The sequence below is a fragment of the Pedobacter sp. BMA genome, from assembly GCF_001027745.1.
In the GTDB taxonomy this organism is placed as follows: domain Bacteria; phylum Bacteroidota; class Bacteroidia; order Sphingobacteriales; family Sphingobacteriaceae; genus Pedobacter.
Window position 1 is genome coordinate 171,164 of the sequence record NZ_LECU01000003.1, and the last position, 12,799, is coordinate 183,962.

At 41.1% G+C, this 12,799-nt stretch carries 9 protein-coding genes; 2 read left to right on the forward strand and 7 right to left on the reverse strand.

The window, feature by feature from the left end:
- Positions 1-3 precede the first annotated feature (3 nt).
- Genes AB669_RS05160 through AB669_RS05170 form a run of 3 tightly spaced genes read right to left on the reverse strand, consistent with a single transcriptional unit; the run spans position 4 to position 3,936 of the window.
- Entirely contained in the window at positions 4-939 is a 936-nt protein-coding gene (locus AB669_RS05160) for a T9SS C-terminal target domain-containing protein (protein ID WP_047798231.1), read from the reverse strand.
- Between the two features lie 23 nt (positions 940-962).
- Complete coding sequence (locus tag AB669_RS05165) at positions 963-1,688, reverse strand: hypothetical protein (RefSeq protein WP_047798232.1); 726 nt, start codon at positions 1,686-1,688, stop codon at positions 963-965.
- 37 nt (positions 1,689-1,725) lie between these two features.
- Positions 1,726-3,936: an Ig-like domain-containing protein gene (locus tag AB669_RS05170; protein ID WP_156166679.1), complete on the reverse strand. Its 2,211-nt coding sequence runs from the start codon at positions 3,934-3,936 to the stop codon at positions 1,726-1,728.
- A 196-nt stretch (positions 3,937-4,132) separates the two neighbouring features.
- On the opposite strand from AB669_RS05170, the gene AB669_RS22545 reads away from it, so the two are divergent.
- Together AB669_RS22545 and AB669_RS05180 are read left to right on the forward strand one after the other, a co-directional pair.
- Positions 4,133-4,468 (forward strand): DUF6660 family protein, encoded by a 336-nt coding sequence (locus tag AB669_RS22545; protein WP_047798234.1) that lies wholly within the window; start codon positions 4,133-4,135, stop codon positions 4,466-4,468.
- Positions 4,469-4,526: 58 nt separating this feature from the next.
- Positions 4,527-6,716, forward strand: coding sequence for a TonB-dependent receptor domain-containing protein (locus AB669_RS05180; RefSeq protein WP_047798235.1), 2,190 nt, complete (start codon positions 4,527-4,529; stop codon positions 6,714-6,716).
- Positions 6,717-6,850: 134 nt separating this feature from the next.
- Here the strand turns inward: AB669_RS05180 and glgB are convergent, their stop codons facing one another.
- The 4 genes from glgB to AB669_RS05200 form a co-directional block, all read right to left on the reverse strand.
- Positions 6,851-8,812, reverse strand: coding sequence for a 1,4-alpha-glucan branching protein GlgB (gene glgB / locus AB669_RS05185; protein WP_053058274.1), 1,962 nt, complete (start codon positions 8,810-8,812; stop codon positions 6,851-6,853).
- A 60-nt stretch (positions 8,813-8,872) separates the two neighbouring features.
- On the reverse strand, positions 8,873-11,335 hold the full coding sequence (locus tag AB669_RS05190) for a glycoside hydrolase family 31 protein (protein ID WP_047798236.1): 2,463 nt from the start codon (positions 11,333-11,335) through the stop codon (positions 8,873-8,875).
- Positions 11,336-11,506: 171 nt separating this feature from the next.
- The gene (locus AB669_RS05195; protein ID WP_047798237.1) at positions 11,507-12,115 is read right to left on the reverse strand and encodes a hypothetical protein; all 609 of its coding nucleotides are present in this window, start codon (positions 12,113-12,115) and stop codon (positions 11,507-11,509) included.
- Between the two features lie 5 nt (positions 12,116-12,120).
- The gene (locus AB669_RS05200) at positions 12,121-12,753 is read right to left on the reverse strand and encodes a hypothetical protein (RefSeq protein ID WP_047798238.1); all 633 of its coding nucleotides are present in this window, start codon (positions 12,751-12,753) and stop codon (positions 12,121-12,123) included.
- Positions 12,754-12,799 lie beyond the last annotated feature (46 nt).

Genomic DNA, 12,799 nt, shown 5'->3' on the forward strand with positions numbered 1-12,799 from the left:
TTTTTATCTGATTACTGTTACATAGCCTTTAAACTCTTCCCATTCGGATGCTGCATTTTTCACTTTAAGTACATAGAAGTATGTTCCATCCACTAATCCATCGGCAGTCCAGTCATTGAGATAGCCGCTTTTTTCATATACAGTACTCCCCCATCTGTTGATGATGGTGAGCTGGTTTTCACTGTAACTTTCCAAGCGCTCAACAAAGAAAGTTTCGTTTTTCCCGTCCCCGTTAGGAGTGAACACATTTGGAATTTTAATTCCAATAATTTCTTTTGTATCAGTAGAGGTATTGTTTGATGGGTTGGGATCTACCTCACTGATGGTCACTGTAGCACTGTTTACTACTTTCCCAGCTTTCGTGGCTTTCACATTGATCACGAGATCAATAAACTGACCATTGGCCAACGCAGGAATATTCCAGGAGATGGTCCTGGTTGATTGATCATATTTTGTAGTCCCGCTACCTGGGGCATCAACACTTACCAACACTAAATTTTCCGGAAGAGCATCACTTACTGTAATATTGGTGGCATCGCCCTGCCCGTTATTGCGGACTAATAATGTGTATTTGAAAGCTTCATTATTCATCACCTGCCTGATTTCTGATCGTTTTACAATTGAAATGTCGGCAGATACTGCAGTTTGCATCGTTACGATCACTTCATCTGAAGGATCTCCACTACAACCGCCCAAACTTAAAGTGATTACGGAATAATTACCCGCTCCGGAGACTACATAATCCCGTAGAGTGGCGCCTGCAATGGCTTCACCATTCCGAAACCACTGATAAGAATCGGCTCCTGTGGCATTAGCCCGGAGTTTAACTGTTGAACCTTGCTTAAGGCTTATGGGCAGCAAAACATTAGATTGCGCGAAGCATGCTACTGTACAAAACAGTAGCACGCTGAGCGCAGTTATCCCTAGTTTGCTGAACATGAAAACTTTCCTGCCAATAGTTATTAAGGCGTAATCGTAACGGTAGCCTTACCTGGCTTAACAGTAACAGTGATGGTTTTATCAGCTGTAGCCGTACATGTGGTGGCAGGAACAATCTGTACTCCTCCCGTTGCATAGCTTCCGGTTGCAGTAAATACATACGCTGCCGGTGCCACTCCTGCTTTCAAAGTGAATGTGTCACCACTAGTTGACGCTGTTCCTAAATCAGTAATGGTTGTAACCGCGGCGCCATCCTTCGTAGCCGTCCATGCGTAAGTCATCGAAACGCCTGTTGGCAAAGTATAGGTAGTATTTGTCCTTGATGCTGTTAATACTGTCGATGCCGTCTGATCAGTACAATAGGTACTTCCCGGCGCATTTACGGCGATTGCCGGAGCGGGTAGTTTTTCAATAACCATATCATCGGATGCAGTACTTGGACATAGATTGGCATCGGCCGGCACTACCTGAACAGAGTATTTGTAATTACCAGGAGCTAAACCTGGATCGATATTATATACGGCATCAGCAGGTACGTTATAATTAACTGGTGTTTGTGCAGTACCATTTATTGACCAAATAATCTTATCTCCGGCAACAGGGGCATATCCTGTAAATGTAGGTGTTAATTTTACCGTACCAGTTCCACAAAGGTACGCGTTTGGCGTTTGCGCCAATGCCCCGATAGGCAACAGAAACATCAGGAATCCAAAGATTCTCCATTTCAATTTAGTAGCATTAGTTTTCATAATCATGGGATTTAGGGTTAATTATTTTCTTTATTTTTTATTCGTTTATAGATACTGTTGGTTTATGCGGTACAAGCTTTACCCTGAAACTAATCGGGATCTGGCGCTCGCACCCAAATGCATTTTTAATAGTTAAAGTTCCGGTGTACACAGCAACCGGGGCATTCGATGGTACGTTTATAACAATTCTACCTGGTAGTAATGGCTGATCCACCACATTAGATATTGGCCCGCTATTCCAGGTGATACCATATGTTGTTGGGGTATTAACCGGATCTGAGTAAGTGACCTCGGTTGAAGTTAAACCTTCACAAATTCCAGGATCCGGGCCAAGTGTCAGATTGGGCTGAGGCGTAACATTGATATTGAAACCAACTGCTTTAGCACAATAAGTGGCGTCTTCTGCTACACTGTAAGTAATAACAACAGCACCAGTCGTTAATGCGGTAACCTTTCCTGTGGCATCAACTGTAGCAATAGTTAAATCTGAACTAGTCCAAACTCCACCTGCATAGGTATTACCAAGTGTTTGAACTGTACCACCGCACATTGTATTCTGACCAGTAATTGCAGGAACCGGTGCAAACTGCTTTACTGTTGCGGCAACCGTTTTAAGTCCGCCGGCATTTTTACAACCTGTTAATATATTGATGGCTTCAACATAGTAATTTGTTGTAGCTGTCAAAGTTGGTGTGGTATATGTTGAACCAGTAGTAATTGGAGTACCACCCGAGGCCAAAGTATACCAATTGTATCTATATGCGGCATCTGGACTATCAACTGATAGCACTGCAGTAGAACCTGCACAAATTATTGCCCCATTCAGCGCTAACGGAGGTAAGGGATTAACTTTAAGTCTTACCCTTAAACGCTCAGACACGGCGGCGACACAATAGGTACGGCTAGCCTGTACATAGTAATTATAATCGCCTGCCACGAGATTTGAAGGTGGGGTATAACTCAGGCTGGTGGCTAATAAATTGCCTCCTGTTTCTGCATCATACCATTTGTATTCTGTACAACTCTGCGGATTCTGCACTGAAAACGTTGCTGTTTCGCCCTGGCACACCACTCGCTCATCAGCTGTTGATGGATCAACCAACGTTCGGGGCTTAGCTAGTTTTCTTTTAATATCATAAATCCTTAACGAACCCAATACGCCTGCTAAACCACCGGTCGTAATTTCCAGGCGATCGTAGACTGCAGTGATAGGAAAAGTCAGGATATATTTGTCGGTAGAACCCGGAAAGAGCCTGAGATTTAAAAATGTACCGGTATTGTCGAATGCCGGACCGGCCTTTGCGCCACTTAAATAAGGCTGAATAATAAAACCGGTTAACAAATTAACAGTTAACAAGCCACCGCCTGGCTTTCCTAAAATAATACTAACTGAATCTGCAGGTTGCGAAGGTTTGTTAAAAATTGCCGTAAGAAATATTTTATTGAGCACAGATGCTCCAACATCCATAAGCGCATAACTATCCTGATCGCTATCAATAGCATTAAATGGATCAGTAACTTTTCCTGTTGCATTAAGCACGCCACCAATAACAGTTGGCTGAACACCCGACAACACATCAATCACCTCGTCACAGTCGATCTGGCTCGTGGTTAATTCCATGATGTAAGCATGAAATAGCTTTGCTGTAAGCGCTACCGATAGCGCATTGCCCGAAACCTTAACATAAATCCCATTGTAAATCTGCGCAGGCGTGAGGGTAATCTCTACCTCTCCCGCCCCACTTACTGCGCCTGCGATGTTTGCAGAAGTGTAAATCGGTGTCATGGTAGCATCTTGTCCGGCGAAATGCCCGGCACCTAAAATGGCAGGCCAGCTTGCCGCAACATCATGAAGATTTGTAAAGGATCCGATTTCGACTCCGCTCAACACGCTAAGCACTTCCGTTGGAAGGGAAATTTTCACTACAACAGGCGTGTTTGCTGGGATAGATCTGGGCGTAAGGCCATTTGTTGTAAACTGTAGAAATTGAGTGCTTGAAGCCAGGCCTAGCAAGCCGGCACCAACTCCCAATGTAGATGCATCTTTAACCTGACCATTAACGGCAAATGGGGCATCAGCTATTGTTCCATAGATCAATACCGGGTTACCTAATACCCCTAAACCTGCTCTTAAACTCCCCTGAAAATCAGCATAAGTCCGCTTTGTATTTTCACACTGCGCATAAATCAAGGCAGGTAAAAAACACAGGGCAAACATCAGGAAAGAGAAAATAGAGCGACTTTTCAATTTCGGCTTAGTATATGGACGGAAAAATGGTTGTTTGTTTGTTCGGTAACGTAGACAAAAGTACAGCCCTGTAATGCCATATTAGTCATTCACTTTATTCATTAAACACGCATAACTCATTGGAAAAGCGGGTTTTATTGATAAATATCAAATAACCTTATTCATCTGACATATGATTTGTACTTTTACCGGTACAATGAAATTTTTTGCTTACCTGTTTAGTGCTTGCTTTATTCTGCTATCTTGCTTAAGTTGCAAAGACAGTGAGAATTTTGCTGAGTATAAAAAAGATAGACCGGTATATTCAGTACTTAAGAATCATGGACATCAGGCACAACAAGATAATTGCTCTCCTTTATGCTCCTGCAACTGCTGTGGCCAGTCGCTGCTTGATCTATTTATTGTGCAACAATTTGATTTTTTCCAACCTGATCCTGTAAGCAAAAAGAAAACACTTCACAGTGATGAGTTCATTTCGAATTATCATCAGCGTATATGGCAGCCGCCAAAATTGAATCCGTTTTACAGTTAAACTGAAAAATGAAGGTGATCATTAAAATCACCCAGTATTCAATACCTAATAAATTCACATGCGAAAAATTATATTTACGCTATGCATAATACTATGCATAGTGAATGTTTATGCACAAAACAGCTTCCGTGTTTTGGTCAGGGACAACGAAACTAAAAAAGCGATCAGCGGAGCTACCCTATTAATTAAAGGAACCACATTAATTGCAAAAACTGCTGAAGACGGAATTGCCGTATTCCAGCAAATTCCCAGCGGTAAACAAACCATCATCATCAGAAATGTAGGTTACACTGAGCAAACTGCGAGCATCTCCTTTCCTGTAAAACAGGATGGACCTTTAGAAATTCTGCTGTCAATTGCAGAGGATGAACTTGAAGAAGTAATCGTTTCGTCTACCCGAACAAGCAGAACAATCCAAAACACACCAACCCGGGTTGAAACAATTGAGCTGGAAGAAATCGATGAAAAAAGCAATATGCGCCCTGCAAATGTTTCCATGATCCTTCATGAAAGTACAGGGATTTCGGTTCAACAAACTTCAGCCACCAGTGGCAATGCCAGTATCCGTATTCAGGGGCTCGACGGAAGATACACCCAACTCTTAAAAGATGGTTACGCCAGCTTCGGTAATTTTGCCAACGGACTAAGTGTACTGGAAATCCCACCTTTGGACTTAGCGCAGGTCGAAATCATTAAAGGTCCATCCTCAACGCTCTTTGGTGCAGGAGCAATAGCCGGGGTAGTCAATTTCATCTCCCGGACACCAAAAGAAAAAGCGGAATATAATTTCATCCTCAATCAATCCAATGTTGGTCAAAGCAATATTGGAGGATTTGCCATGCAGCGAAATCGAAGGTTCGGGTATAGCCTGCTCGCGCTTGGGAACTTCCAAAGTGCTTATGATGTGGACAAAGACGACTTTACCGAACTGCCAAAATCCAGGGATTTTACTATCCATCCCAAGCTATTTTTCTATCCCAATGAGAAAACGACCTTCATTATTGGCAATTCCTTTACCAGGAGCAACAGAACCGGTGGAGATATTTTTGTAATTACCGACGGTGTTGATCTGAACCACCGCTATTTTGAAAAAAACAGCAGCATTAGAAATACTACAACAGTAGATTTCAGCTATCAGACCCCTGAAAAAGATCTACTCAGGGTTAAAACCAGCTTCAATTATTTTAATAGGGGAATCGATATTCCTGACTACAGCTTTAAGGGGAAAAATTATAATTCTTATACCGATATCAGCTACCTGAAAAACATTAAGAATAATAGCTTAATTTTTGGTGCCAATGTGGTTTATGATGAATTTAACGAACATAAAGTAATAGGTTCAGTAGCCCGGGATTTTACGACCAAAACCGCCGGGGTTTATGCACAGGACACCTGGGATGTGTCGGATAGGTTTAAATTGGAGAGTGGATTGAGACTGGATGTGGCTCAATATTTCAATACCTACTACGAAAAGAAACAGGCATTTTTATTACCAAGGATATCAGGCTTGTATAAATTCAACGATAAATGGAGCTCCAGGATTGGTGGTGGCTTAGGGTATAAAACCCCTACGCTTTTCACCGAACAAACTGAAACTTTTCAATATCAGAATCTTTTGCCTTTAAACAACGTAAAGGCAGAACGAAGTGTAGGTGGAACAGCAGATGTCAACTATAAGACCAGTATTGGTGAAGATTGGCTGGTTAGCATCAACCAGATGTTCTTTTACACCCGAATCAACAATTCTACCATTTTGCTCCAAAACGCTAATGGAAACTTTCATTTTGAAAACACGGCACTTCCTGTTAACAGTTCAGGATTTGAAACCAATGCAAAAATAATTTTCCACGAGTATTTCAAGCTTTTCGCAGGCTATACCTTCACCGCAGCCAAAGCGGAATATCTACCCATGATCAAGGATATACGGTTGCTTCCAAAAAACAAAGTTAATCTTGCTTTGCTGTATGAAAAGGAAAGAAACTTTAAAATGGGTTTGGAAGGATATTTTACAGACAGCCAGTATTTGTACAATAACACTCAAACCAGTCCGTTCTGGGAGTTTGGCTTTATGGCCGAAAAGGTATTAGGTAAGATTTCTATTTTTGTAAATGCCGAAAACTTCACCGACACCAGGCAAAGCAGATACAAAAGCGTTGTAAACGGATCACACTTAAACCCTGGCTTCGATGATATCTGGACCCACACCGAAGGCAGAACTTTCAATGCAGGCATCAAATTAAAACTGTAAAATACCAGGCAGAAAAATAAATTCAAATAAAACTTGCGGATGAAGTTACTTATCGTATCTTTGCACCCACTTTGAATGCTTCCACTTCAAAGTGGAGAAAGCCTTTCAGCAATGAAAGGCTTTTCTTTTTTACACTATTTGCTTTTAAAAATCACCACTGCAAGCGGCGGAAGATGAATGTCTATTGAATATTTCTGCCCATTGAACCCATCTTTACCGGGAACAATATCTCCTTTGTTATTAATACCACTTCCATAATAAATAATGTCGTCGGTATTGAACAGCTCTTTCCATTTCGTTGCAAACGGAACACCAATACGAAAGTTTTCCCTCACCACCGGCGTTAAATTAATGGCAATCACCAAAGTGTCTTTTGCTTTGGGACCTTTACGCATAAAAGTAAATACCGATTCATTGGAATTATCAGCATCGAGCCACTCAAAACCCTCATAACTAAAATTAAAATGATAGAGCGCAGGTTCCTTTCTTAAAAGAAAATTCAGGGCTTTCACTGTTTCTTGCAAACCTTTGTGAGGGGCAAACTTCAACAGGTGCCAGTTTAATGACTGTGTGAAATTCCACTCACTGGTATCACCAAACTCATTACCCATAAAAAGGAGTTTGGCTCCGGGATGAGTAAACATGTATCCGTACAATGCCCTTAAATTTGCATATTTCTGCCAATCATCGCCCGGCATTTTATATAACATGGGCGATTTGCCATGCACCACTTCGTCATGTGAAAATGGAAGCATAAAGTTTTCAGTAAAAGCATAGGTCATACTAAAACTTAATTGATGGTGATAATGCTTACGTCCAAGCGTATCCACCTTGAAATATTTCAAAGTGTCATTCATCCAGCCCATCATCCACTTCATACCAAAACCCAGCCCACCTGCAAACACCGGGTGGGTAACGCCAGGATAAGTACTGCTTTCCTCTGCAATGGTTTGGACACCTTCAAAATTGCCATAAACGGCAACGTTTAAGTCCTGCAAAAACTGTATGGCTCCGAGATTTTCGCTGCCACCATATTCATTTGTTGCAGCATCATCACCCTCCCGTGAAAAGTTAAAATATAACATAGAGGCTACCGCATCCACCCTCAATCCGTCAGCGTGGTATTGGTCGAGCCAAAACAATGCATTACTGATTAAGAACGAGCGCACCTCATTTCTGTCATAATTGAAGATATACGACTTCCAATCGGGATGAAAGCCCTTACGCATGTCGGCATGTTCGTAAAGATGCGTACCATCAAATTCATAAAGCCCGTGCCTGTCGCCTGGAAAATGCGAAGGGACCCAATCTAAAATAACCGCAATATTGGCTTTATGGAGTTCATCAATTAAAAACATTAAGTCTTGTGGAGAACCATATCTGGAGCTTGCACCAAAATACCCGGTAATCTGATAACCCCAGCTTGGGAAAAATGGAAATTCCATTACCGGCATTAATTCTACATGGGTAAAGCCCATTTCCTTTACATAGGGAATAAGTCTGGAAGCTACCTCCCTGGCATTTAATACCCTGTCCGGGTTCTCCGGATCCCGCTCCCATGAGCCCAGATGAATCTCATACACTGAAATGGGTTGATCCAGCGCATTTAACTTCGCACGTTTGTTCAACCAGGATTTATCCTTCCAGCTATAATCGGTATCCCAAACAATAGAAGCCGTTTGTGGTGGATGCTCCCATCTTCTGGCATAAGGATCTCCCTTTAAATGCTCTGAATCATCAAAGCCCTTAATGAAATATTTATATACCGTGCCTTTTCCAAGATTTGGAATGAAACCTTCCCATATCCCTGATTTATCCCAACGTTTATTTAAAGGGTGAGACTGGTTATGCCAGTCATTAAAATCCCCCGTAACATTTACAGCTTTTGCATTAGGTGCCCAAACTGCGAAATAAACACCCTTTTCTTCTTCAACTGTGATGAGGTGGGATCCCATTTTGTTGTAAAGCCTGAAATGCTTGCCTACCAAAAACAGATCGACATCGTATTCTGAAAATAAGCTATATACCCAAACAGGGTCCGATCGATCAATCTTGGTTTTTAAAGTTTTTACAGGCGCATTTTTTGCTTTTGACATAGGTTTGTTTGGCTAGATAGATGAAGCCCCAATGCTAAACAGCATCAGGGCTTAAAAGATTTACAAACTTGAGATTTGTATTTCGTTGAAGTTTTTATTGCATTTGAAGTGCAGTACGTTGTGGTCATCCAGATGAAACTCCTTCACCTCCTGATTATCCACAATTACTTTGGTAACCTGAAATTTAACTCCGATAATGTGGCAGGCATAAAATTCATAGTTTGGCGTATATAAGCCTTCAACACGCTGGTTAACCTTTAGCCACTGCGCATCACTTTTCACGGTAAATTTTTTCTCCAGATAAATATCCTGCTCAAAAGCAAAAGTATCACCGTGGTCTTCATACATATATGAGTTAACCTCATAATCACTATGATAAATATTCAAAGCCACTTCAGTGATGGCTTTTTCATCGACGTATTGCATTACCGGATATTCCGGAATTACCGAACCTGCTCTGACAAACATGGGCATGCTATCGATTTTCGCATCAACAGTATACTCATTTCCACCTTCCAGTACTTCATTCGTCCAATAGTTATACCATGTTCCCTTTGGCAAATATACTTTTCTTGAAATGGCACCTTGCTCCAATACCGGGCAAATCAAAAGTTTATCCCCATAGCAGAATTCATCCTGACGGAAGCTGTTGCTGATATTTTCCTGCTCCAGCATCACCAATGGCCGAAGGATAGGAAAACCGTAACGGTGATGTTCCCAGAATACTGAATAAAGATATGGCATCAGGCGATACCGCAATTCAATAAACTTACGGTTAATATTTTCAAAAAACTCGCCGAAACTCCATGGTTCACGTTCAGCTGTATCCCCTGCTGAGTGCGCGCGCATAAAAGGAGAAAATGTACCCAGCTGAATCCATCGGGTAAATAATTCCCCGTCAGGCTCTCCACTAAAACCACCAATATCAGTACCACAGAATGGAACCCCTGATACAGATAAACGCTGGCATTGAATGTTTCCGATTTTCAAATGTTCCCATGTGGCAATATTATCACCTGTCCAAACACTGGCATAACGTTGCATACCAGAGTATCCGGCCCTTGTGATGGTAAACGGACGCTTATTGCGCATGAGTTTTTTTAGTCCCTCATAAGTAGAGCGTACCATTTGCATACCATAAACATTATGGGCTTTCCGGTGCGAACCTCTATAGCCATCATAGTTATGGCGTACATCATTCGGGAAAGTTCCTGAACCAAAAACAGCAGGCTCATTCATGTCATTCCAGAATCCTGCTACCCCCATATCAACCAACTCCTTGTATAAATTCCCCCACCAGGTTCTTACCTTCGGGTTGGTAAAGTCAGGGAACTGACAACGTCCGGGCCAAACATGCCCTTCCATATAATAATCATCACTTCTGCGGCAGAAAAACCGTTTTTCTTTGCCTTCTTTAAATACCCAGTAATCATCATCAACCTTTATTCCCGGGTCAATCATCACTACCGTTTTAAAACCATCGTCAGATAGTTCTTTGATCATTCTACGCGGGTCGGGAAAGTATTTTTTGTTCCAGGTAAAGCAGCGATAGCCATCCATGTAATCTATGTCAAGATAAATGGCATCGCAAGGAATTTTTCTGTCCCTGAACTGTTTGGCTATTTCTTTAACCTTCGTTTCCGGATAGTAGCTCCACCTACATTGTTGGTAACCTAATGTCCATTTAGGTGGCATCGGGTGTGTCCCTGTAAGGGTTGCATAACGTTTTACCACGTCCATAATATGAGGTCCGTGGATGTAATAGTATTGCAACTCCCCTCCATCGGCCCAAAAGCTCGTTTTACTTACGTCTTCACTACCAAAATCAAAATAAGATTTGAAGGTATTATCAAAGAAAATACCATATGCAGCCTGATTATGCAAGCCTATGTAGAATGGAATGGTCCGGTATAAAGGATCCTGATTCCAACCGAAGGAATAAGCATCGGTGTTCCAGTTCTCGAACCGGCGTCCACGAAGGTTAAAGTTCCCCGATTTGTCACCCAGTCCAAAGAAGTTTTCTTCAGGATGGCATTTCTTAGTGGCATAAATATAATATCCTCCAAAATCAACATTTTCTTCCCAGTGCATGGAGTTGGCTTCTTCAACCATCACCAGATTGGTAATGTTATCTGAAAAAGAGATGTGGAAGTTTGCTTTCTCTATTTTACAGGTAACTGCACTGGTTGAGATGGTGTAGTATTCATCATGTTCCTGCATTTTAAAAACAGAAACCTTCTGATCTACTTCGGGTACGGCATAAGAAAAGTCTTCCAGAAAAACCCCATGCGGAGCTAAACGAACGCGGATAATTTCATCGCTGACAATACGAACCTCCACCCTGGCGTCACCATCAGAAAAATAAAAACGATTGCCCTCTTTTTTAACTTTTTTTACCTCGCCAAGGTATTGTTTAACAATTGGCTTAACCGATATATCAACTGGGTTATTTAAGTGTTGTATTTCCTGCTCCTTTTCGATCAGATCACTTACTTCGTTCGGTTTATCGTTTTGCGCTTCCATCCTTAATTTATGTCAAAAATTTAAAAATACTTCTTCTAAAACTGAGAACGCTTAAGAAAGTACTATAATACAAATATTTTATAAAAGGGCTGTAGTAAATTTATAAATGGCGAATATAATCACGTGAATGGATTTAAATAGTCGAATTTTTTAACCCGGGCGCAAATATCATTAGAAATCGAAGGCTTTGATATAATCTTCCAGAAAGGCATCCACTTCTGTAGCAAGTTTAAAGCGATCACCATCTATAACCAGATGCACATAGTATCTGTTTTTGTATAATCCTTCAAAATTCACATACTTTCCCTTTTCAGGCATCGCAATATAGGATTTATCAAATACTTTGTTCTTGCTGGGATAGGTTCGCAATATTGGGCTAACGCCTGCCAGAAACATAGTTTGATACAAATTTAACTGCGATTGCCCTACATCTGTTTTGTAAAAAGGATCATTAAAATCACAAATAGTAATCGTCATATGCAGTCTCGTTTTAGCAATACAGTATTGAAATTCTAACATTGCACCTGACTTGCTATTCTCACTGCACTGCCTGATTTCATTGAATAAAAAGCCCTTGTAAATCGGAATCTTTGGAAAAATCTTATATAAATCAGCTTTCTGATCCTTGCACTTTAGCTCAGCTAAAGGTGGTACAGCAATAATTGCCTTATTTGCTGCCTGGCAGCAGCTGATCTTGTTGGGATCATCACAGTCGTTTTCCTGAGCGAAAACCGCAAATCCCATGGACATTAACAGCAGGATAACCGAGATTTTTTTCATGAGTGCTATTTTAGTTCCATTAAAAATACATTGCCTTGTGCAGAATTTGACTGCACATACATCACATAGCGTTTTCCATCGTTTTTAAATGCGTACAATGCAAAAGGTCCATCATCTGATAAGCCAACAGTTCTCTTTTTTCCTGTCCATAAATTTTCTTTAAGTTTCAACCTTACCGGTTCGTTAACCGTTTCATTTGCAGGATAATTTCCTTTGTAAAGTTGTTTAGCTCCTGTTTTATCCAGATAAGCATAAATATCTGCATCAAACTCGCGCTGATTGAAATCATGGTCTTTGCCATCAAAAACAAGCGCAGCCAGTTTACCTTCGGTGGTGTAAATGCTGCCTCCAAGATAATTTTCCATTTTTTCATAACTGAAAAGCTCAGAGGCTCCGTTATTTTCATCCACAATCCTGAAACCTTCTTTTGCTTTAATAAAAGGAAAACTTCCGATTTCTTTTAGTTCCGGAACATTAGCCCAATCGATAGAATCCTGGGCGGCGGCTTTAACAGGATCATTTTCTTTCAATACCACTGTGGATGAGTCTTTTTGATCAGCTTCATTTTCGCTTTTTTTGTTATTAGCGCATGAGGCTAAAATCACGCCCAGCGTGAGAACGGTAATTAATTTTTTCATTAATTTATGTTATAGGTTTGATTTGATGTTGTGTATTGATCCATTC